The organism is Candidatus Nitrosotalea sp. TS, from assembly GCF_011319465.1.
Taxonomy (GTDB): domain Archaea; phylum Thermoproteota; class Nitrososphaeria; order Nitrososphaerales; family Nitrosopumilaceae; genus Nitrosotalea.
In genome coordinates, this window is record NZ_RCMB01000007.1 from 187,132 (window position 1) to 209,986 (window position 22,855).

At 40.0% G+C, this 22,855-nt stretch carries 25 protein-coding genes; 11 read left to right on the forward strand and 14 right to left on the reverse strand.

What is annotated here, in order from left to right; translation table 11 throughout:
* Window positions 1-129: 129 nt before the first annotated feature.
* Together DYY67_RS03730 and DYY67_RS03735 are read right to left on the reverse strand one after the other, a co-directional pair.
* Entirely contained in the window at window positions 130-426 is a 297-nt protein-coding gene (locus DYY67_RS03730) for a hypothetical protein (protein ID WP_166390878.1), read from the reverse strand.
* A 160-nt stretch (window positions 427-586) separates the two neighbouring features.
* Complete coding sequence (locus DYY67_RS03735) at window positions 587-1,657, reverse strand: alcohol dehydrogenase catalytic domain-containing protein (protein ID WP_166390879.1); 1,071 nt, start codon at window positions 1,655-1,657, stop codon at window positions 587-589.
* Between the two features lie 577 nt (window positions 1,658-2,234).
* On the opposite strand from DYY67_RS03735, the gene DYY67_RS03740 reads away from it, so the two are divergent.
* The gene (locus DYY67_RS03740) at window positions 2,235-3,023 is read left to right on the forward strand and encodes a cupredoxin domain-containing protein (RefSeq protein WP_255492726.1); all 789 of its coding nucleotides are present in this window, start codon (window positions 2,235-2,237) and stop codon (window positions 3,021-3,023) included.
* Between the two features lie 56 nt (window positions 3,024-3,079).
* Here the strand turns inward: DYY67_RS03740 and DYY67_RS03745 are convergent, their stop codons facing one another.
* Complete coding sequence (locus DYY67_RS03745) at window positions 3,080-3,628, reverse strand: DnaJ domain-containing protein (RefSeq protein WP_166390881.1); 549 nt, start codon at window positions 3,626-3,628, stop codon at window positions 3,080-3,082.
* A gap of 217 nt (window positions 3,629-3,845) precedes the next feature.
* Here DYY67_RS03745 and DYY67_RS03750 point away from each other — a divergent pair, with 217 nt between their 5' ends.
* The 3 genes from DYY67_RS03750 (at window position 3,846) to DYY67_RS03760 (ending at window position 5,585) form a co-directional block, all read left to right on the forward strand.
* Window positions 3,846-4,244: a hypothetical protein gene (locus DYY67_RS03750; RefSeq protein WP_166390882.1), complete on the forward strand. Its 399-nt coding sequence runs from the start codon at window positions 3,846-3,848 to the stop codon at window positions 4,242-4,244.
* A gap of 153 nt (window positions 4,245-4,397) precedes the next feature.
* On the forward strand, window positions 4,398-4,733 hold the full coding sequence (locus DYY67_RS03755) for a hypothetical protein (RefSeq protein WP_166390883.1): 336 nt from the start codon (window positions 4,398-4,400) through the stop codon (window positions 4,731-4,733).
* A gap of 600 nt (window positions 4,734-5,333) precedes the next feature.
* Window positions 5,334-5,585 carry a hypothetical protein gene (locus DYY67_RS03760; protein WP_166390884.1) on the forward strand — a complete coding sequence of 84 codons (252 nt, stop codon included), beginning with the start codon at window positions 5,334-5,336 and terminating at the stop codon, window positions 5,583-5,585.
* A gap of 12 nt (window positions 5,586-5,597) precedes the next feature.
* Here the strand turns inward: DYY67_RS03760 and DYY67_RS03765 are convergent, their stop codons facing one another.
* From DYY67_RS03765 to DYY67_RS03780, 4 genes are all read right to left on the reverse strand, one after another.
* Complete coding sequence (locus DYY67_RS03765) at window positions 5,598-5,966, reverse strand: FtsX-like permease family protein (RefSeq protein WP_166390885.1); 369 nt, start codon at window positions 5,964-5,966, stop codon at window positions 5,598-5,600.
* Window positions 5,948-6,763, reverse strand: a complete 816-nt coding sequence (locus DYY67_RS03770; protein WP_320415949.1) for an ABC transporter permease — start codon at window positions 6,761-6,763, stop codon at window positions 5,948-5,950. Before DYY67_RS03770 ends, DYY67_RS03765 begins: the two co-directional genes overlap by 19 nt.
* 74 nt (window positions 6,764-6,837) lie before the next feature.
* Window positions 6,838-8,973 (reverse strand): COG1361 S-layer family protein, encoded by a 2,136-nt coding sequence (locus DYY67_RS03775; RefSeq protein ID WP_166390889.1) that lies wholly within the window; start codon window positions 8,971-8,973, stop codon window positions 6,838-6,840.
* Window positions 8,942-9,706, reverse strand: a complete 765-nt coding sequence (locus DYY67_RS03780) for an ABC transporter ATP-binding protein (RefSeq protein WP_255492657.1) — start codon at window positions 9,704-9,706, stop codon at window positions 8,942-8,944. The genes DYY67_RS03775 and DYY67_RS03780 overlap by 32 nt, the downstream gene beginning before the upstream one ends.
* A 377-nt stretch (window positions 9,707-10,083) precedes the next feature.
* On the opposite strand from DYY67_RS03780, the gene DYY67_RS03785 reads away from it, so the two are divergent.
* From DYY67_RS03785 to DYY67_RS03795, 3 genes are all read left to right on the forward strand, one after another.
* Window positions 10,084-10,389: a winged helix-turn-helix domain-containing protein gene (locus tag DYY67_RS03785; protein WP_168711827.1), complete on the forward strand. Its 306-nt coding sequence runs from the start codon at window positions 10,084-10,086 to the stop codon at window positions 10,387-10,389.
* Window positions 10,390-10,429: 40 nt separating this feature from the next.
* Window positions 10,430-10,960: a hypothetical protein gene (locus tag DYY67_RS03790; RefSeq protein WP_166390891.1), complete on the forward strand. Its 531-nt coding sequence runs from the start codon at window positions 10,430-10,432 to the stop codon at window positions 10,958-10,960.
* A 175-nt stretch (window positions 10,961-11,135) separates the two neighbouring features.
* Complete coding sequence (locus DYY67_RS03795; protein WP_166390893.1) at window positions 11,136-11,654, forward strand: PepSY domain-containing protein; 519 nt, start codon at window positions 11,136-11,138, stop codon at window positions 11,652-11,654.
* 75 nt (window positions 11,655-11,729) lie between these two features.
* Here DYY67_RS03795 and DYY67_RS03800 read toward each other — a convergent pair whose 3' ends face one another.
* Together DYY67_RS03800 and DYY67_RS03805 are read right to left on the reverse strand one after the other, a co-directional pair.
* The gene (locus DYY67_RS03800) at window positions 11,730-12,500 is read right to left on the reverse strand and encodes an ABC transporter permease (RefSeq protein WP_166390895.1); all 771 of its coding nucleotides are present in this window, start codon (window positions 12,498-12,500) and stop codon (window positions 11,730-11,732) included.
* Window positions 12,497-13,567 (reverse strand): ATP-binding cassette domain-containing protein, encoded by a 1,071-nt coding sequence (locus tag DYY67_RS03805; RefSeq protein ID WP_166390897.1) that lies wholly within the window; start codon window positions 13,565-13,567, stop codon window positions 12,497-12,499. Before DYY67_RS03805 ends, DYY67_RS03800 begins: the two co-directional genes overlap by 4 nt.
* 78 nt (window positions 13,568-13,645) lie before the next feature.
* Here DYY67_RS03805 and DYY67_RS03810 point away from each other — a divergent pair, with 78 nt between their 5' ends.
* Complete coding sequence (locus DYY67_RS03810) at window positions 13,646-14,908, forward strand: MFS transporter (protein ID WP_166390899.1); 1,263 nt, start codon at window positions 13,646-13,648, stop codon at window positions 14,906-14,908.
* 269 nt (window positions 14,909-15,177) lie between these two features.
* Here the strand turns inward: DYY67_RS03810 and DYY67_RS11485 are convergent, their stop codons facing one another.
* A complete protein-coding gene (locus DYY67_RS11485; protein ID WP_166390901.1) occupies window positions 15,178-16,263 on the reverse strand; it encodes a PEFG-CTERM sorting domain-containing protein in 1,086 nt (361 codons plus the stop codon).
* A gap of 163 nt (window positions 16,264-16,426) precedes the next feature.
* Between DYY67_RS11485 and DYY67_RS03820 the strand changes: the two genes are divergently transcribed.
* Entirely contained in the window at window positions 16,427-17,044 is a 618-nt protein-coding gene (locus tag DYY67_RS03820) for a hypothetical protein (RefSeq protein ID WP_166390903.1), read from the forward strand.
* Window positions 17,045-17,087: 43 nt separating this feature from the next.
* Here DYY67_RS03820 and DYY67_RS03825 read toward each other — a convergent pair whose 3' ends face one another.
* From DYY67_RS03825 to DYY67_RS10630, 3 genes are all read right to left on the reverse strand, one after another.
* Complete coding sequence (locus tag DYY67_RS03825) at window positions 17,088-18,293, reverse strand: AAA family ATPase (protein ID WP_166390906.1); 1,206 nt, start codon at window positions 18,291-18,293, stop codon at window positions 17,088-17,090.
* 217 nt (window positions 18,294-18,510) lie between these two features.
* Window positions 18,511-19,443 (reverse strand): hypothetical protein, encoded by a 933-nt coding sequence (locus DYY67_RS03830; protein WP_166390908.1) that lies wholly within the window; start codon window positions 19,441-19,443, stop codon window positions 18,511-18,513.
* A gap of 12 nt (window positions 19,444-19,455) precedes the next feature.
* A complete protein-coding gene (locus DYY67_RS10630; protein ID WP_255492650.1) occupies window positions 19,456-19,638 on the reverse strand; it encodes a hypothetical protein in 183 nt (60 codons plus the stop codon).
* A 1-nt stretch (window position 19,639) separates the two neighbouring features.
* On the opposite strand from DYY67_RS10630, the gene DYY67_RS03835 reads away from it, so the two are divergent.
* A complete protein-coding gene (locus DYY67_RS03835) occupies window positions 19,640-20,872 on the forward strand; it encodes a hypothetical protein (protein WP_255492728.1) in 1,233 nt (410 codons plus the stop codon).
* Window positions 20,873-21,089: 217 nt separating this feature from the next.
* Window positions 21,090-22,295, forward strand: coding sequence for an AAA family ATPase (locus DYY67_RS03840; RefSeq protein ID WP_166390906.1), 1,206 nt, complete (start codon window positions 21,090-21,092; stop codon window positions 22,293-22,295).
* Between the two features lie 43 nt (window positions 22,296-22,338).
* Here the strand turns inward: DYY67_RS03840 and DYY67_RS03845 are convergent.
* The coding region (locus DYY67_RS03845; RefSeq protein WP_166390912.1) for a hypothetical protein at window positions 22,339-22,855 on the reverse strand (517 nt) is incomplete at its 5' end.

Consider the following 22,855-nt stretch of genomic DNA (forward strand, 5'->3'; position numbering starts at 1 on the left):
AAGGTTACAGATTTTCAGTTTTCATAATTATTATCATGAAAATAAAATAAAGAGATACGAAGACAAACCAGTATTTTCAGGATCAAAGGCTTTATGTTTTAAAAATTACACTTGTCATCAAGACAGGTTTTAAGATGCGTCATCTTGGCGTATAAGCGAGTCAATTTTTCGGTGTAATTCAGTCATTGCATCAAGGGTTGATTCATGCTTATCATCAAAATCTGCTAATTTTTTCAGTATTGCATCATGGTTCTCCTCTAATTCTTTGATTCTGTTCAGTATGTGATCCTGCGAATTCGAGGTCTTCTTCTGCCTGTCATATATCCACCAGCTTACTACGCCGCCTATTATTGCGCCTGCTATTATTCCCACATACGTAGAGGCGGCATTACTCATGTCAACACAGTCTTTTGAAAGCTCTGTCATGCATCCCCAAATACTCAGCAAGATCAATAACATGTTACAACAATAAGATCATCTAGACATGTTTTCATACTTTCTATGAGTATCAATTAACGAGATTGTAAAATTGATCAAATTCTTTTTTGTTGCAATATATCACGATATCATTAGAGAAGGAGTGAACCTAGTTTGGTTTCATCAAAATCTTACCAATAAAACTACCTTTTAGCATCTTGGTGTGTGCATCTACAGCATTTTCAAAAGTATAGATTGAATCAATTATTGATTTTATCTTTCCTTGGGACATCCAGTACAAGCCATCTACAAGTTCTGCGCGAGTCCCCTGAGTGGAGCCCAAAACATTTATGCCTTTGAAAAATATATGTCTGAGATCAGTCTGTACATCATACCCAGTTGTGGCACCAGTTGTGACCAGAGTTGCTCCGTATTTTAGCAATGTCAGCTCCTTGTTCCAATGCGATCCTCCAATATGCTCAAAGATAACATCTACCCCCGGAGCGATTCCCTTCTTTTTTGCAATGTCTTTTGCAATAGCAAAGACTTCTTTGTGCCAATCATCCTTTCTGTGATCTATTGCAAAATCTGCTCCAAGCCTTATGCATTCCTCAAGCTTGTTTGGGCTTGCAGTGGCAATGACATCACAACCGTATAATTTTGCAATTTGAATCCCAAATGTTCCCATTCCAGAAGTTCCGCCCATTATGAGAACTGTCTGTCCTGGTTTGATCTTTGCTCTACCCACTAGCATGTGCCATGAAGTGGTCATTGTCATTGAAGCTCCTGCAGCTTCCTCATAGCTGATATTTTCTGGAATCTTTATCACGTTTACTTCTGGCAGATGAGCATATTCACAGTATCCACCCCATAGAGGCCCTGTCTGGAATCCCCAGATTTTTCTATGTCGACAATCATACTCACGACCTTCGGTGCATGCCATACAGACCCGGCATGACAGGTTACCGTGTGATACGACCCTGTCTCCAATCTTAATTGTGGTGACATCTTCGCCCACTGCAACGACTTCCCCTGCAGCATCAGTTCCAGAAATATGCGGCATTGGAATCTCGATTGGTTTTCCTCTCATTCCCCAAATATCATCGTGGTTTAATCCTGCAACCTTTACTTTGAAAACAACTTCATTTTGTTTTGGTTTAGGATCAGGTACTTCTTTGATTTTTAGAATTTTTGCATAGTTATCGTCTGGCGCATATTCTTCGTAAACCAGAGCTTTCACAAATCATATTGTTTAAAATGACAATATTAAGAAATTGGTTATCAAGTCATTTTATTGGATATGACGGAATTGCTACGAATCGACAATAACAGAAATAATTTCATAAAGAATTTGAATGAGATAGCGAAAACAGTAAAAAATTAGTTCTAGTGGCTATGTCCGCAACCACAAGAATCATGACTTTCTGCAGCTCCGTGCATTTCCTTTCCTGAACATTTAGAACATTTATCTGAGCCAGTAGCAGAAAAGAATCCTATTCCGCATACAACACATTTCATGCTTGTCATAGATAAACTACTTTTTACCGGTATTTATTGATACAGATTTGGAGCGAAAAAATGCAAGGCATTACAAAGGAAAACGTTAGAGTTTTTGACTTTTTTGGTATTTCTGAACCGTTTTGCAAGAAATTTATTCAAAGAAAAGACATCCTGCCAATCCAAGTATGCAATATTTTGCAATCAGGCGTGACCTAGATGTTTGTAATTCAATTTTCCATAGCAAACTACGTATGTACATCAACGGCAGATATAGCGATTCATAGAATTTATTAATTGATTATGTCGGTATGAGGAGTATGATGTCAAAACCAATGGGCGCATTATTTGGTGTTTTGACCCTAGTTGCGATTCTTGCAATAGCTCCGTCAGCTTTTGCACAAGAGTCTGGAACAACCGTAAACATTTCAGCCGGCGCAGGCTCAAGTCCAAACTGTTCACAAGCAAACAACTGTTTTGACCAAGATGTTATCAATGTAGCAACAGGCACAACTGTAGAATGGAAAAACAATGACAAAGTCAGCCACACTGTAACAAGTGGTAGTCCATCAGACAATCAGACTGGTACTATCTTCGATAGTAGTTTGATCGCATCTGGAAAGGACTTTTCGTTTACCTTCAACAATCCTGGCACATACAACTACTTTTGCCAAGTTCATCCATGGATGACAGGTCAAGTGATTGTAGGAGCAGCAGCTGCAGCTTCCAACCCAACTAGTACAACACCAACAACATCTAGTACAACACCAAGCATGAACATGTCATCACCTATGTCTTCAACATCAGCTAGCAATCAATCTAGTACAACACCAAGCATGAACATGTCATCACCTATGTCTTCAACACCATCTAGCAATCAACCTAGTAGCACAACACCAACAACTAACACACAACCAGCACCTGCTAGTACACAACCAGCACCCGCACCAGCACAACCTAGTGAAACATCGTCTACCCTAGCACCTCCAGCCAGCACACAGTCAGCCAATAGTACAGATTCAGGCCAAATGTCCGGATGGGCTACAGGTATGGCAGTTGCTGCAATTCTGAGCGGTATAGGAATTTGGACAGCGGTGCGACGCAGATAATAGATGGAAGTCAAAAAAAAGACTACATTCTTTTTATTTTTATAAAATCATTTCAATCAGATGTTTTTGTTTAGCAGCTTCAGGCGATTTTTCAGGCGTACGCCAGTATACTTTCCTTTTTTTAAAAGAGGATCATAGACTTGTGAGACAAAAAGAAGTGAAACGCGAGTCTGCCGTGTAACAACAAGAGGCACAAACAAGGTTGTGCGCTTTATCACTTTTTCAGAATAATCCCACATTTCATCTTCGTATTTGCAAAAGTCATGATATGCTTTTTCTGCATATTTAGTATATTTGCGCCAATTCTTTTTGAGAATTTTATTTGGATGGAATTCATTCCAGTATGACACCTTCGAGTCAGTGCCATTATCGCGTGGAACTTGGTCATTGGGTTTTAGACGAGTTAGTTCGCCCATACAGCGAACATGGTCTGTGCGAAGAATCTGATATGCTTCGTGTATTAACTTAAATTTTTCATTGTCTTGTTTTGATACACTTTTGTCAGGATGATATTTTAGTGCCATCTTCCTATATGCATCTTTTATCTCACGTACAGACGCTCCTTTTTCCAGACCAAGTAGGCGATAACATGTGCAGTTATTCAATGGTATTTAGTTGTCAATCTGTTTTAAAAAAGTTTAATTTCATTTTCTTGTTCTAATTGAAAAATAAATTCGATCAAGAGTAAATGGATTCACATATCAGACAGGCGTCAAAAAAGGCCATTGTATGCATCTTGCCCACAAATAGGATAGCCAATCCAGTCACCGGCCTTGGACAGAAGGACATCATTGAAATATTTAGCAATCAATTTACTACTAGTTGAAAAAGCCTATACTCACAATAGTAATTGGTGGAGCTCTTGCAGCAATTGTCATATTTTTTGCTCTCATCTTTCTTCCCATAATACCTCCTTCTCAAAAATACGACATCTCGATTAATCCGATACTTGTAAAGGACGAGATGGGCTCAGAGACTCATGTTACTATCAAAAATACAGGAATGAACGCGCTTACCAATGTTACGGTCAACTATGGCGGAACCGCAAGACCTGACATAATTCCCATTCTCAATCCAGGAGACAAGATCACGCTTTCCCCACCTGAGGGCAGTGACCTCACCGAGGTACGAGTTACAACAGACCAAGGAATTGATGTAACACAGCCATACAACGTACCTGCAAGTGCGCCGTTTATTGGAAACTCTGGATATGGAGGATGACATTTTGAATTGCAATAACTCAGAAGTATTTGTGCCCTCATGCAGTCAGGTAAATTCTTGCAATCATGTATTATAGAATAGAGAAGAGTTCGCATCAACTTGGAAAAAAGATAATTACCAAGCGATGTGTTTCAAGTATGAACTTGTAGACTTATGGCCAAAGTAAAAATCAACCTATCATGTGGGGAAATTGTCATAGAATTTACAGACATGAATGATTTGGAAGAGCAATTGAAAAAAATGGATTTTCCCAAAATAGATTTGCTGCTCAATGCCAAGAAAAATGAAGATACTATACATGCAGAAAATTCCAAAAATACAACAATTCCAGATGTGGACAATATCGTAAAGGAGCTTGGCACGATAAACCTCTTGAAGATGTCAGAACGTGGTCAAGATGCAATAAAGCTGGCAATATTTTTGGCAGCAAGTGGAATGAATCGTGAAGAAATCAAAAAAGTCACCGGAATTACAATTTTGAGCTCTTAAGAGTTGCCTGGTTGTTATTTCACTTCACAGATCGTGGGCACATCAATTGTAATACGTCTAGTTGATTTGTATTATCAATAACTTCAAAAATTCATTGTAGTTTTATGGTGTCTGGCGTGACCCCCATGCAGAACATGGGGAAATCACTTCCCAATGAATTGCACCAAAGTGCCTTTCACTCACTAGTTTCTGCAGGGTCACGCAGGTTAGTTATCTGCACTTACACAAGGCATTGATAGGTTTACGTATTTATTGTATTTAAGGTACGGTACGAGGCATGCAGACAAACAAAATTTTATACGTGTTTTAGTTTCTCTTTTTGTTTCTGCGTTGTGTACTGAGACAACCACAGCCTCTTGCTGAATGATTCCACAATGGAATCAAATTTCATATCACAATTCCATCTTCCTTAAGTCTGTTTTTGACGTTAGCCATAATATCGCCATGAATATAGACAAAAAACGCATAGTTACTCTACCTATAACAATCTGGATGTGCGCTATACTGTTAATTTTATTTTTTCCTCATTCTTATGCAATCACACAATCACCTAGCGGTCCCCAATGTGAAAGCACGTATACGATTATCTACAATGATCCTATGAAATTCAACGAGGCCAAAACAACTGACGCTCTAAAACAGAGTTTATCAAATATTGATTTTAGTGCAGACGTTCTTGATGGGCATCCATGGTGGAGTTATATGCACATCAGTAAACCTGACACAAACGCTACATCTACACTTACAGTGCCCACCGTTTCAGGCGCGGTAGACAACATCGTAACAAAAACAATGCAAGGAATTGATGGAGTACTAAAAGTAGACAGCATGATGACTACTTGGTGTAACTAAAATTAGATATTACTAGTCTCTTCTTAATGCTACCATTGGAGAAAGCCTTGATGCTTTCCATGCAGGATATATTCCAGCTGCCAAACTTAGAGTGACTGAAAGAATCCAGACTTTTAGAAGATCAGTTAGAACATAGATAGGTGGAATGTGAATGCTACCTGAACCTTGAACATTTGTAGTGGTAAAGATGCTCAGTACATAACCTGCGCCCATGCCAATTATCAATCCTAAAGAGGCTCCAATGATTCCTATCAGTGCAGCTTCCACTATGAATAGCTCAAGAATATCAAGATTCTGCGCCCCAATTGCCTTCATGGTACCTATCTCACGAATTCTTTCTGTCACAGAGTTGTAAAGTGTTGTTACGATTCCAACTCGCACCCACTACAAGTGCAATTATTCCCACCATTAGTGTAAAGGCGGCGATTGCCACTTGATGCTTTTTGTGTTACTGCCATTATCGCAGACGGTGTAGTTACACCTAGTGTTTGTCCATATTGAGTTGTTAGTTCTTGTTGTACCGTAGTAACATAATCAGGCGATACAGCTGCCACAACTAGCTGATCATATTTTGTAGATTTGTGCAATAGCTGGTTACCTGCATCCAAGCTAATTATAATAGAACTGTCAATTCTCGAATTTCCAGACGGTTGCATTATTCCAGATACAATGTAATTCATGACTTCCGTTGCCGGCTTTCCATTGGCCCCAGTATAGGAATACGTGAGTTTGATTGTTTGTCCTAGAACAACAAACGGGGATGTTGCTCCAGGAGGATTTGCTATCGTATCCCCAACTAATGCAGATGCTCTATCATTTGGTTTTACAGTAGAGCCGTCAACATACTGAAGATTTGGCAAAATTACAGTAAGTTTTGTTGGGTCCATGGCAGTTACTGAAACATGTTGGGTCTCTCCTTGACTATCAAGTTGGGCAGATCCCGAATACTCTGGAACTACGGTTTCTACATACGGTAGTGTACTTATCTTACTCAATACGGCATTATTGATTATGATTGAAGCTTGAGAGGATGAGCCATGGTACGAATGCTGTCCTGAACCTACATAAATTACATTTGCAGCTAATGCGCTAAACTGGCTTTCTAAAAAAGCAGATTGGCCTGCACTCAACCCATTGAGTACTACAACCAAACTGCTACCTAGAACTACCATCAACACTGTCAGTATGGTCCTGACTTTACTGATCTATCAATGCATCAAACGATAAGGAAAATATATCTCCTGGGTGCATATCACTTTTTGATTGGACTGTCCAGTGCAGTCACTATATCAGTGTCGCTTCCTGTAAGCATCTTCATTTTTTGTTTTTTTGATTTTCTTCTTCTTATTACAATCACTACTGCAATTGCCGCGATAATAATTCCAATTAGTACTGGGAGAGGAATTGGAATCTGATCAAGTATGGAGTCATGTGTGTGACCAGTATTTGTCTGGGGTGCTCTTCCTACAGATACGGTTCCATTCAAGACTACAAAATGTTGAATCTTTAGATCGTCTGCATATACAACTTTGAATGATACAGGATATGATCCTGGCTGGAGAGAGTTTATGCCATTAAGGGGAATGCTAAACGGTATGGGGGAGTCAGGAGTCAAATCTCCCAAGAACTGCGGAGCCATGGCTTGAGATCCTGCACCCATTCCACCGCCTCCACGAGTACGACCAGAACCCATCCAAGCCACCGAGCTGCCAGAGCCTCCACCATTGTAGCTGCCAGAGCCTCCACCATTGTAGCTGCCAGAGCCTCCACCATTGTAGCTGCCAGTACCGTTACCAGTCATGTTTGCCATTCTTGCCGCCCTTATGTCTTGCAAGATTGGAGATTTGTAAAGTTGTACTGTAGTATACAAGCCAGTCGTACTTCCTTGATTTAACAAACTGCCTGCTAGGTTTGGAGTATTTCCAACATAGTTTACTGCCAACCCATATAGTTGCGGCTTGACATCTCCTATTACAAATGCACCAAGTGTAAGCGAATTAGTATTTGTCTGCCCTTGAGATACATAATTTGCAGTCAGAGTAAACGATGTCGGGGTATCAATCAAGGAATTGGCCGCAAATACACTGGTTGACAATATTCGTTGTTCACCTGGTGCCAGTGTCGGAATAGACCACGTAGATTGTCCTACAACAGAAACAGAAGTAGACGAGGCAGACGGTACAAGTGAGATCACTACGTTGGATGCAGTATTCGTACCATTATTTGATACGACAAAATTCAGATTAGATAGATTTCCCGAAGTTATGACAGGAGATGTATTGTTACCAGCATACGCCAGACTCAATGATTGTGGTGGTACTGGAGCAATGAATATGCCAGTATCTAACTGCGTGGTCAGCTGTTTACCCCACGCATTTTCGTATACTAGCGATACCGATACATCCTGAGTTTGGCCAGCTGCAGAAGTGGCAGGAAAGACGGTGATGCTTATTGGTGCAGAACTGTTAGCTGGAATAACACCCAGGTTGAATTGATTAGCCCCAAGATTGACAAGATTGGTTGTAGTCGATGACAGTGTTAGAGTACCTGTTGATCCTGAACCGGAATTTCCTTTTTGACCAAGATTTGTGATTGTAGCTACCACACCAGTGGCAGGGGCCGAACCCTTGTTCAAAACAGTGATTGTCATAGGATCAGCCTGTGCAGCAGTTATGGTTTTTGTATCTGTTGATATATCCATGATTACTTTGCCTGGAAGAACAAATGGAACTTCAAGTAATGCTGAAGTACAACTCTGGACACCAAATCCTGCTGCGCCTACTCCTATTTTGTAATTAACTACCAGGTTAGTGCCAAATGTACCAACCTTGGCACTATCTAGCACGTCAACATCAAAAAATAATATGAATGTACCACCAGCAGCCACTTGACCATAATAGCTAGCAAGTGCGAAATTGCTTGTTGCTACCTTTGATGCAGGATTATATTGTTGGAGAAGTTGTGGTATCTTGCTTTCACCAGTTGCAGCAAATCCAGCTGGCAAGTTCAGATACGCAGTTACCGAGTTCAGAGGATTATCTCCTCTATTATTTAATACGACCGCAAATACTTCAGCACCTTCTCCTGGTCCCACTTCTTTTTTAATTGGATTAGTGGCAGATACGCTAGTATCTACTACTCCTTGATCAACCCAATATGCATCTACCACTACAGGTCCTTGATAGTTGCTATCAATTGTTGTGGTAAGTGGTGGTGAGCAGTCATTTTCCTGCATGACTTGTGCCGACGCTGATATTACACTGATTGATGAAGCAAACAACATCACAATCAAAGCAACAGACGCAATCTTTGGTACAAGATCTCTTCTGAAAACAATATGAAACGTTTTAGATGAGCTAGTTTGTAACATCGCGCTCGATTCTCCCATCTTTTATCAATATAGATCTGTCTGTAGATTCTGCAAGTTCTGGATTGTGTGTTACCATAATTATTGTACGCTTGAACTTGTGTGATAACGTCTTGAGCATATCAAAAACATCGTCTCCGGTTTTTGTATCAAGATTACCAGTAGGTTCATCTGCCAAAACAATAGTAGGATTATTTACCAAAGATCGAGCAATTGCCACTCTTTGTTGTTGACCTCCACTAAGATTAACGGGTTTTTGTGTTGCCTTGTCTGCAATTCCCAAAGCCTCCAAGATTTTCATTGCACGCATGTTAGTTTCAGTTCCGTCCATGCCAGCTATTGTTCCGGGCAATTTTACATTCTTGAGAACAGTGGTCCTGTTGATAAGATTGAATGATTGGAAGATAAATCCGATGAGACCATTTCTCATAGTGGCTATTTGTGAGTCGTTCAAGGAAAATATGTCAATTCCATTGATATAGACATTGCCAGAAGTTGGTCTGTCTAGCGCGCCAATCATATTGAGAAGGGTCGATTTTCCGCTACCTGAGGGCCCCACTATAGAAACAAATTCGCCTTTTTTCACAGTGAAATTAATGTTATCTAGTGCCACAACTTTTCCTGCAACAGAATCAAATATCTTGGATAGATTTTTGACTCCAAGTGCTATGGAGTTTGAATTGGCATCAAGCTCTGTTAATTCGCTTACCATTTTAGCAGAACTGTTCCTGACACCTGATTTATCTTTATTCAAAAGGATTGCTACACTCCGGGTTGTCTTTTACGGTATAATTAAATGACTTTACAAAAAATTTATCAAGATTGTAAAAAAAATAATCGCCATGCAAAATACATGATGACAAGTGTTTCATCATAAAATGATAGTATGAGTGGGCATATCTATCAAAGGAGCATGCACTAGGATCAAAGGGGTTGTGAAAAACTCTCGTTTCCTCCGCGATAGAACTTAAAATCATGCCCACGTTACTCTCATCCATCAGCGCAATTAAATAATTGTCAAACTTTGTTCAGGAACATTGTTACTGCAAGATACATCAAACAAGAATAGATCTTGCAAAAATATCATGTAAAAGCTTAATACAGAATTTTACTTCCAACAAGGCGATATCCTTGTCGCATGAGTATCGTGATCGGGTCTATATAAGAAAGGATATACTTTTGAAGCTCACAGAATTTGGCGAGCTAAACCAAACAAATCTTCTAAGCTATTGTGGTTTAAACTTGATGAAACATAAGGACATACTAGAAAGTCTGGAACGGAAAGGCTTCATAAAAAGGACAGAAATACCATGGGGGAACAAGAAAGTGATAAAGTATTCAGTCACAGAAAAAGGCAGGCAGCTCTGCAAGATGGTTTTGGAGCCTTATGAGGAGATCTTTCCAAGAAGTGAAAAAAGTGTTCAAGAACAAGGTTAGCGAAATGTTTTATTTATACGCAAGGTAGTTGGTCATCAAATTGTCTAACCCAGATAAAGAATCAAGTGAAGACACAGACAACAAAGAGTCTCCAGAAAACCTGTTTAAAATGATAGATGATCTTCTAACTCATACAAATAGCTCAAGGCGCATATTTCTCATCTTTATTGCATCTGCCCTAATTTTTGCCCCTGTCGCACTTGTGATGGGTGGAATACTTCTAGGTCACCCACGATACAGCATATCTAACCTTGAAAGTCATCACGAGCAGATGGGCAACAACATGACCTTTGGCAACATGACACATAACGGTACTCAGTTATTCCTAGTTGAAAAGAATGGCAATTCCATTGTTAGGGAGATTCCTTTCCATCCACCTTTTCGTGCCATGCATCAAGATATGCCAATATTTTTAGGAATTCAAATATTCATCTTTATCTGCATAATATTTGCAGCAGTATTGCTCTTTGTTGCACTCAAGGAGTATAGATTCTTTTCAAAATGGAATGGCAGATACAAGAAATACAAATCAACACAAGACAAGATAGATGACGAATTGGGTAGGGATTAAACAGTATTTCCAATTGCATTTCTTGCCGGACAATTAACATATTTATCAGATATTCAGTGTAGCAGAAAATTTGATGCCACATGACTTTCGATACCCATTTTATATGATCACTAACCTTGTTCGTTAACAAGGTGGCGCAATCCATTATAAATCAAATCCACTATTACAGGGTGCAATGAACATACAAGAACTGAAGACACATCAGAAACTGCTTGCAGTGATTCTGGGCGTTGCAGTGATTGCCTCAGTAGGCGGCTCACTTGCATATGCACAGACAGCAGGCTCTGGTTCAGGTCAGACACAGACACCGATACAGGGTTCAGTAAACCTTACACAGATGATTCTATCTAGTGTAAAGATCCAATTTGTAACCGCCGCAGGAACAGCTGCAGGACAGGTAACAGGAGGACAGGTGTTATCAGGAGGTCTTGTGGTAATGCACGGTTCTCCAGTCTATGCCTTCAAGGTAACAGACGGAAAAAGCGTCTATTCTGTAATAGTAGATGCAGGAAACGGAAGCGTACTCAAGACATCACAGGGTCATCCATTGACCTTATCTTCCTTGATTGGAGGCATGGGCGGCCATGGAATGATGATGCACGGACACATGGGAATGATAAAGCCAAGCGGCAGTACGGCTCCAAGTGGCAGTACAGCACCCAGTGGAACTACCCCAAGTGACTTTCAAGAGTAAACTCTAGAAAGCCTTTTTCTTATTTTATTTTTTTATGTTTTTATGCGTTAGAGTATTTTAGGATATCATCATACATCACTCTAACAATTTCTTTATTGTTGTAGAGGCCAGAGTTACAAAAACAACTGTAGCGATTACTAACACCAGTATATCAACTGGTAAATTTTCATACGTTCCAGCAAGAAGCATTGACCTAATCGCATCCACGACATAGCTGAGTGGATTTGCTATTGAGATATACTGGAGCCAGATAGGCATTATTGCTATTGGATATATGGCATTACTTGCAAAGAAAAGCGGCATGGTTAATGCTTGACCAATCCCCATCATCCTGTCCCGAGTTTTCAGATATGATGCAAGAAACATTGAAAAACTTGAAAAACACATCGCAAAAAGTATTACAACAGCAAAAACACCTGCAATGTCAAGTGGATCAAACCTTATCTTGACTCCAATTATCAACGCCAAAGCAAATATCATTATGGCTTGAAAAATTCCCCGCAGACCAGCTGCAAGCGATTTTCCAAGAACTATTGACGAGCGCGGAGATGGAGTTGACAAGAGCTTGGTAAGTATTCCAACATCTTTTTCCCAGACTACAGTTATGCCATAAAAAATTGAGATAAACAAGACTGATTGCGCCAGTATACCAGGAGTGAGAAACTGGATATACGAAAAATTACCAGATGGCATGGCTCTAATGGTGTTAAGGGTCTCGCCAAAAACAAGTAACCAGAGGGCAGGTTGGATAATCCTAGTCCAAAGCTCAGTTGAATCATGACGAATTTTTCTTGCCTCCATCTCTGCAATTGTGATAGAACTGGCAAGGAATCTCCCGATGTTCATCTTGCGCGCCTCACAAAGTCACGGCGAGTTCTACGGGTAGCTTTGTACATTTCATCTCCAAGTCTTCGTTTGGCATATTTCATAAAAACATCATCCAAGTTTGCCTTGTTAATTGAGATCGATTCGACCTTAATTTCGTGTCCTCTAAAGAAATCTGCGATGAGTGGAATCGCTTCTTCGCCATTAGTTGTCAGAATCTGAATAGATTTTTCATCACTGTGTATGACATTTCCTATCTCTTTTGGTAATGTCATGATTGGAGGAGTGGATGCAAGATTCACCGTGACAATATCTCCTCCTACATCTCTTTTCAATTCCTCAGGAGTTCCCAAGATTGCTATCTTGCCTTCTGACATGATTGCTATCCTGTCACAGAGTTCATCTGCCTCGCTCATGTCATGAGTTGTGATAAGAATGGTAACGCCGAACTCTTGGTTTAATTGCTTGATATTTTTCCATACTTGTTTTTTTGATGAAGGGTCAAGACCAATACTTGGTTCGTCTAAAAGCAAAATCTTTGGTCTGTTTACAAGCGCTTGTGCTATCTCTAACCTGCGCATCATTCCTCCACTATAACGCTTGACAAGATCATTTGCTCTGCTTGAAAGATCCATGTACTCTAACGCATCTCTTATTCTCTCATTGCGTTCCATCTTATTTACATACGATAATTTAGAAAATATCAATAAATTTTCATATGCAGTAAGATCAGTGTCAACAGAGATGCTCTGTGGTACATATCCAAGCATTTCTCTTACAGTCTCTGGCGATTTGAAGACATCTACTCCAAGCACATGCAAGGTACCAGAGTTTGCCTTGGTGAGGGTGATTATCATTTTAATTGTAGTAGTTTTTCCTGCTCCATTTGGTCCAAGCAAACCAAATATCTCCCCCTGTTTAACTGAGAAACTTATTTCATCCACTGCCCTAATGTTATCACGATAGACTTTTGTTAAATGATCTGCCTCTATTGCAGTTATTTCTTGTATGTTGTGATCATCAAAAGTAGAATTCATGAAAACATCGTTGTTATCACATGTGTTGCATGTGTAATATAATAGAATCATATTTGATTATCAAATAGAGAACTACCATTTCATTCAAATTATAATACAATTTGAGACTAGATGTATCGAGTTTACAAAATGGAATACAAATGGATTGTGCTAACAAATACTACACTGGCAATTCTAATGGCATCACTTGATGCCAATATTGTCATAATAGCTTTGCCTAAGATCTCATCTGATCTTCATGCATCAATACTTGAGACAATATGGATTGTCTTGTCCTATGGACTTGTCACTACTACCGTTCTTTTGAGTTTTGGAAGACTTGCGGACATGTTTGGTCGAGTCAAACTATACAATCTTGGACTTGTAGTATTCACAGTTGGTTCTGCCCTTTGTGGTTTTTCCAACTCTGGTCAGGAATTGATTTTATTTAGAATAGTTCAAGCACTTGGGGCAGCGTTTCTTTTCTCAAACAGTGCAGCCATACTGACAGATGCATTTGACGTAAAAGAGCGCGGTAAGGCACTAGGACTAAACCAAGTGTCCATAGTAATAGGCTCTGTAACAGGACTGGTTTTAGGAGGATTGTTAACTGATACGCTTGGCTGGAGATACATATTTTGGGTAAATATCCCAATTGGGGTATTTGGAGTCGTATGGTCTCACATAAAGCTCAGAGAACTCGGGACAAAAACTGGTGGTAGAATTGACTGGATAGGTAACTGTCTTTTGGCTTCAGGACTGGTTTTGCTTTTGCTTGGGCTAACACTTGGACCATTACAGATACTATCTGAGATTATAGAGTTGCTCATGATTTTTGGCGGTCTTGCATTATTGGCACTATTTGTATTTGCAGAATCAAAGATAGAGGATCCTATGTTTGATGTACAACTATTCAGACTACGAATCTTTACAACTGGAAACTTTAGTGTGTTTCTCAATGCCATTGCAAGAGGCGCACTCATATTGATCATGACATTTTATCTGCAAGGTCCTACCATGAAGCTTAGTGCGTTACAGGCTGGACTATATCTCATCCCGGTATCATTTACAATAGCAACATTTGGTCCGATAAGCGGATGGCTCTCCGACAAATATGGGTCTAAGTTTTTCATCATAGGTGGTCTTTTGACATCTGCGGTTGGATTTCTAATTCTTACTAGATTACAACCACATGAGAATTTTTCACATCTTCTGATACCACTTGTGTTAGTGGGCTCTGGCTATGGGAATGTTTGCAGCACCCAACAGAACAGCTGTGATGAATTCGGTTCCAGCGCACAGAAGAGGTACTGCATCTGGCATGAGCACTACTCTTGTAACTCTAGGAAATATCTTGAGTCTGGGGTTATCATTTTTAATTATTACACAAGCAGTGTCAGTTTCGGATCTTGAAACAATCTTTACTGGTGGAAATTCTAATTTTACAAATTCAATAAACTTTGTTAATTCTATTCATGTGATCTTTTTCTTGTCTGCAGCAGTGCTATTGGCTTCCATAATCCCCTCAATAATCGAACGTCCCCTCCGACCACAGAGTTGAGCATCAGCAAGTTTCAAGAACATGGTAAAATCATGTCATGAAAGAGATAATCAAATGCGTTTTTGTGGATTATTAATTTTGCAAATATAGGGACAGTTGTTTTAAAAATTCTTGGACTGATTTACACTCTGGGTGTAAATCTCAGCCCAGTCTTGGTCGAGATTGCAATTATTGATACGATTGCAATTGCAAGTACCATGGCTGCTATTGCGCCAAATTCTGGAACTACGAATGTACCTATTATCTCTATTTGTGATGTTCCATCAGTGAATGGGATTTGGAGTGTTCTTGCAGTAGCAGTATTGCTAGTCTCTTGGAATTGGTCGTTTTCTTGGCCATCATTTAGTACAAAGAACTGGTCATCACTGTTGTCAGTCTTCTTTGCATCAATTAGTGCTCTTGGCATGTTAATTGTCAATGTGCCATCGCCACTTGATTGGATTGACACAATTAGCGACTTGGAATTGGTGTCAGCCTTGATATCAAGGACCTTACCATTTGTGATGCTATATGTTACTGTCATGTTAGTACCATCTACAGGAATGGTGGTTCCTGAAGAGACGTGTGAACCTGAGAACTGGAATGTTGTTGTCGCAGACCTGTCTGGCCCTCCATATTGTACATATGCAGAGTATGCGCCAGCAGCTTGCCACAATGCACCACCTGCTGTTAGACTGGTTGAGAATGTTTTATCGTTTCCTACTTGGATTTGATTAATTGTCACAATATTTCCAACAGGATTTCTTAGAATAAGCGTAAGAGGAGTATCACCGAGGTAATCTTTGGTAGCGCCTGAAATCATTATCTTGTCACCGTCATTGTAAGACGATTTATCGGTTGTAATTGTGACTACAGGTGTGGTCAGACTCGAACCTACCATTTTACCCGAATTGCCAGATTCATTTGTTATCATGTAGGAAGGAGGGGGCAGATTGGCAGGAATTGAATAATTGTAAGTCGGGTGAGAAAGTGAGTTTGGAGTAGAAGTATAGCTAGAACCCGTATTCATGGCAGAATGGGATGCCGTGGAATTGGAACTCATGTTCATTGTTGAGTTTGTCATGGTAGAGTTTGAACCCATGTTCATGGCGGAGTTTGACGTAGTAGAATTGGAACCTGTAGAATTAGAGGCGGCAAATGCAGGAGCTGCTCCAGCGGCACTTAACAAAATACCAAGTAATAACAGCCCTTTAGCGTTAATCTTCACTAAGGTCGAGTCTGTTTTCTTGTATATAAGCAATTGATTAAAATTAATTAATTTCTGAATGAATTGCAATTGGCAAAACTTGGGTCCAGAATCAGTTTTTTAGTCCCGTTTCTTCCCCTAGGTTACCATTTATCTCCACGAAAGATCTTAGATCGTTTAAAGAATGGCATACAAAATCAGTGTTGCCAAGAAAAAGATAGGAACTAGTCTGGCTGCACATGTGGGAATAGATCCAGAAGTGGACTATGAGATAGGAGTATTCTTTGGTTCCAAACTTGATGAACTCACAGAGGCCGGAAGAAACAAGATCATGACACTTTCATCAAAAAACCAAATCTTTGCATGGGCACTTGGTCACGGAGCTGGACTGAAATTTAAAAAAAATTCCTTTGAAGTCAAAAAAATGATATTGAATTTTGCAGACAAGAGTCCATATTTTTCAGGAGGGCTTGGACATGGCCTTTCAAGACACATAAGAAAACTTGCAACATCCAACTCTCTTGAACCAATCATGGAGTTTGCAGAAGAGCATCCAGTATTTGCCTTTGATCTGGCATATGATCTTGGATATCATTTTGGTGCATTTTCAGAAAAAATAAAGCAGACGATATGTCACATTGCAACAAAAAATGATCAATTTGCATTTCGGGTAGGTGACGCCATAGGCGGAATATATGAGGAACTAGAAAGTAGAGACAGGGAATTTGTCATGGACTATACAGGAAAAAATAAACATTTTTCAAAAGGATTTTCCAAGTCGTCGCATAAAAAAGAGTTATGAGTAATTTTGTATTTTATATTGTCTTTTGATAACAAGCTAATACTTACAGTGCCCCAAACTCCTTGGTCCACTTGGTGTATCTATCCAGCATGGCATCGTTAACACTGGGCTTTCGTCTTGTAATAACATCCTCAAAGTCTTTTGTGGTTATGTTTCTAGGTTGAGATCCACCGGCAATGTCTTTTTTCTGTGAATCCATTTTTTCGAAAAACTCGTCAATGATTTGCAATTGTGTGGACTGGCAGATATCTTTGATATCACTTGCACTGTACCCGGAGGTAGCTGCAGAAAGCTTTTTCAGATCTATCGAGTTTTCACCTTTGATTTTTGAAATATAAAGAGAAAACAGATTTTCCCTTGCTTCAAGAGAAGGAAGTGGGATGTAGATCCTCTTTGTAAATCTCCTAAGAAACGGCCAATCCAAGTTCCACGGTTTGTTGGTTGCTGCCATCACGTACATTTGAATGTCCTTTCCTTTGCTGTTGATTCCATCCATCTCTGTTAGAAATTGGTTTTTTACTCTCACTTCCCCGCCGTTCTCACTTTGTGTATCTCCAAGAAGTGAGTCAACTTCGTCTATAAGCATGATAACAGGATTGGTTTTTGATGCATATCCTCGCGCCATAGTAAATAGCTTGGATACATTTTTCTCCGCTTCTCCCAGCCATTTATTCATCACCGACGCTGCATCCACATTTATGAAATCTCCTTGTATCTCACTTGCAGATGCAGCTGCAAGAAGAGTTTTTCCACATCCGGGAGGCCCGTAGAGAAGGATTCCCCGCGGCCAACCAAGAGTAAACAAGTCTGGTCTTCTAGTGGGATAGACTATTGATTCTCGCAGTGCCCTTTTGGCATCTTCGTGACCTATTACTTCGGTCCAGCTAACATTTGGTTTTTCTTTGAGTATCATCTTGTCCATTTCACCGCCACGGACAGGTACGTTTGCAGTAGATCCTGGCTTCATGTCATGCGTGGGCTTTGCATCAGATCTTGGTCTAACGTCAGAGTTTGGAGTAGATTCATTGTATCCACGTAGAGAGTTTATCTTTGATTGGTATACGCTACAACGGTCTTTGTATACAGTGTTTATTGGGTTTTCAGGAAAAAGTTGAATCATCTTAAGTAATGCATCAACAGCTCTTTGATAGTTTGCAACTGCCATACCGTTTGCGCCTGTCTCCTCTTGTCTTATTGCCTCTGCAGCATACTTGCTGGCAATAGCTTCTAGTTCTACTACAGCACTCATACCTACAGTAATCTATGCATACGACTCAAAATCATAAAATGTGAAGGTATGTATGATTATTTGTTAAATTAATTACATTCAATCTACGTTCAACAAATAATTCGCAAGAAAAATACAAGCTGCAATCAGTTGCAATAAATTACTATGGGCAATACGTATGATGACAGTTGGGTTGTCTGAAAGAATGCAGCGTTAGTGCTGATTAACTATCAATCTCTCAGAGTTTATGAAAAAATCCCTCTAATACAGAAATTGCCTTGCTGAAGATCTCTTCAGGTACGTTTACTATTTGACGTACCACTGCGGCTGAACTAGTTTGTTGCGGGTTTGAGCTTGATGAAGCAGTATTACTTGATTCACTTGATGATGTTGATGTGGAAGGAGATGATGCTGGAGATCTGGCTGAAGATACGGATGGAGTGGATGACGTGACAGATGGAGTTGTAGATGCAGTAGAAGACGAAGATCGAGGAGATGATGGCGTAGATGGAGAAGATTGAGTTGATGGTGTAGATGTAGTTGAGGGAGTTGTAGATGCAGTAGAAGACGAAGAGGGAACTGATGATTGAGATGGCACAGGTGGAGTTGTCTGTTCAGTAGACGGTGTAGAAGATTGTTGTGGAGTTGATGGTGTAGATGGGGTTGATGGCGCTGGAGATTGTGTAGAAGATTGAGCGGATGACGATATGGATAATGATGAGGTACCAGAACTTCCTGAATGAGTAGAATCTCCAGCATAGGTAGCAGTTATTGTTATTCCTCCAGATATGCTAGTAGGCGGAGTATACGTTAGAGTACATTTATTATTTGAAAGTATACACACATTTGGACTAAAAATTCCTCCTGCACCATTATCGCTCCACGATATTATGCCAATCATGGAAGAAGACGGGTTTGAAGTGTCAGTAACAGATGCTGCTACCATAATTGAACTTCCCGGAGTAAATGTCGTAGAACTTGATGTAACGGAGGTAGTTGTTGCATAGGTTTTATTTGTCGATACTGGCGATGTAGATATTTGCGATATAGCTGAGCTGCTTGAATGAGTACTATCACCAGAGTAAGTAGCATTAATTGTAATTACATTTAGTGGATTTGCCACTATCCTGCCTGCAATGGCAGATAGCAGTATCATATTTACTGACAGCAATAGCACTTCAGTTCAAAGCAGCACGGATTCTACATCTGTTACTGTATCATCAAATCGGTCCACCGCAAATCCTGGTTCATCTGTAACGTTTACTGCCACTGTTAGTGACACTTCAAGCTCTCCCACCACCCCTACTGGGACAGTATCCTGGAGTGATAATAATGCCAGGGGAACATTTAGTCCATCATCATGCATATTGGCATCGGGTGGTTGTACCACATCATATACTATCGCCACCAACTCTCCTTCTACGGTTACAATAACTGCAAGCTATGGAGGAGATTCTATTCATACCACAAGTAGTGGCTCATCAACTTTGACGATAAATCACCTCAATCCTACAAGCACAACTATGACACCAAATTCTGCTGTATTACCTTCCAACAGAACATTAACTTTTACAGTTCAAACAAGTGATACATCAAGCTCACCTACTACACTTTCAGGCACTGTTTCATTTAATGACAATAACAATGGCGGCACGTTCAATCCAGTCTCTTGCACATTGCCATCTGCGACATGTGTAACAACGTACACTTCTCCGGCAAATCCTCTAAATGTAATTACAATTAATGCTACTTACTCTGGTGATAGTACTCATTCAAGCAGCTCAGCTATATCGCAAATATCTACATCGCCAGTATCGACAAATAAAACCTATGCAACAACTACCTCCGTTACATCAAGTTCTACGACATTTACTCCGGGAAGTTCAATTATGGTAGCAGCATCTGTTACTGACACTTCAAACCCGTCTTCTTCCATGATTGGCATAATATCGTGGAGCGATAATGGTGCAGGAGGAATTTTTAGTCCAAATGTGTGTATACTTTCAAATAATAAATGTACTCTAACGTATACTCCGCCTACTAGCATATCTGGAGGAATAACAATAACTGCTACCTATGCTGGAGATTCTACTCATTCAGGAAGTTCTGGTACCTCATCATTATCCATATCGTCATCCGCTCAATCTTCTACACAATCTCCAGCGCCATCAACCCCATCTACACCATCAACTCCTCCACAACAATCTTCTACACCGTCTACTGAACAGACAACTCCACCTGTGCCATCTCAATCATCAGTTCCCTCTTCGTCTTCTACTGCATCTACAACTCCCTCAACTACATCTACACCATCAACTCAATCTTCTCCATCTACGCCATCATCTCCTCGATCTTCGTCTTCTACTGCATCTACAACTCCATCTGTCACGTCATCCACTCCATCCGTATCTTCAGCCAGATCTCCAGCATCATCTCCTTCCACATCAACATCATCAAGTGAATCAAGTAATACTGCTTCATCAAGCTCAAACCCGCAACAAACTAGTTCAGCCGCAGTGGTACGTCAAATAGTAAACGTACCTGAAGAGATCTTCAGCAAGGCAATTTCTGTATTAGAGGGATTTTTTCATAAACTCTGAGAGATTGATAGTTAATCAGCACTAACGCTGCATTCTTTCAGACAACCCAACTGTCATCATACGTATTGCCCATAGTAATTTATTGCAACTGATTGCAGCTTGTATTTTTCTTGCGAATTATTTGTTGAACGTAGATTGAATGTAATTAATTTAACAAATAATCATACATACCTTCACATTTTATGATTTTGAGTCGTATGCATAGATTACTGTAGGTATGAGTGCTGTAGTAGAACTAGAAGCTATTGCCAGCAAGTATGCTGCAGAGGCAATAAGACAAGAGGAGACAGGCGCAAACGGTATGGCAGTTGCAAACTATCAAAGAGCTGTTGATGCATTACTTAAGATGATTCAACTTTTTCCTGAAAACCCAATAAACACTGTATACAAAGACCGTTGTAGCGTATACCAATCAAAGATAAACTCTCTACGTGGATACAATGAATCTACTCCAAACTCTGACGTTAGACCAAGATCTGACGCAAAGCCCACGCATGACATGAAGCCAGGATCTACTGCAAACGTACCTGTCCGTGGCGGTGAAATGGACAAGATGATACTCAAAGAAAAACCAAATGTTAGCTGGACCGAAGTAATAGGTCACGAAGATGCCAAAAGGGCACTGCGAGAATCAATAGTCTATCCTACTAGAAGACCAGACTTGTTTACTCTTGGTTGGCCGCGGGGAATCCTTCTCTACGGGCCTCCCGGATGTGGAAAAACTCTTCTTGCAGCTGCATCTGCAAGTGAGATACAAGGAGATTTCATAAATGTGGATGCAGCGTCGGTGATGAATAAATGGCTGGGAGAAGCGGAGAAAAATGTATCCAAGCTATTTACTATGGCGCGAGGATATGCATCAAAAACCAATCCTGTTATCATGCTTATAGACGAAGTTGACTCACTTCTTGGAGATACACAAAGTGAGAACGGCGGGGAAGTGAGAGTAAAAAACCAATTTCTAACAGAGATGGATGGAATCAACAGCAAAGGAAAGGACATTCAAATGTACGTGATGGCAGCAACCAACAAACCGTGGAACTTGGATTGGCCGTTTCTTAGGAGATTTACAAAGAGGATCTACATCCCACTTCCTTCTCTTGAAGCAAGGGAAAATCTGTTTTCTCTTTATATTTCAAAAATCAAAGGTGAAAACTCGATAGATCTGAAAAAGCTTTCTGCAGCTACCTCCGGGTACAGTGCAAGTGATATCAAAGATATCTGTCAGTCCACACAATTGCAAATCATTGACGAGTTTTTCGAAAAAATGGATTCGCAGAAAAAAGACATTGCTGGTGGATCTCAACCTAGAAACATAACCACAAAAGACTTTGAGGATGTTATTACAAGACGAAAGCCCAGTGTTAACGATGCCATGCTGGATAGATACACCAAGTGGACCAAGGAGTTTGGGGCACTGTAAGTATTGGATTGTTATCAAAAGACAATATAAAATACAAAATTACTCATAACTCTTTTTTATGCGACGACTTGGAAAATCCTTTTGAAAAATGTTTATTTTTTCCTGTATAGTCCATGACAAATTCCCTGTCTCTACTTTCTAGTTCCTCATATATTCCGCCTATGGCGTCACCTACCCGAAATGCAAATTGATCATTTTTTGTTGCAATGTGGTATATCGTCTGCTTTATTTTTTCTGAAAATGCACCAAAATGATATCCAAGATCATATGCCAGATCAAAGGCAAATACTGGATGCTCTTCTGCAAACTCCATGATTGGTTCAAGAGAGTTGGATGTTGCAAGTTTTCTTATGTGTCTTGAAAGGCCATGTCCCAGCCCTCCTGAAAAATATGGGCTCTTGTCTGCAAAATTCAATATCATTTTTTTGACTTCAAAGGAATTTTTTTTAAATTTCAGTCCAGCTCCGTGACCAAGTGCCCATGCAAAGATTTGGTTTTTTGATGAAAGTGTCATGATCTTGTTTCTTCCGGCCTCTGTGAGTTCATCAAGTTTGGAACCA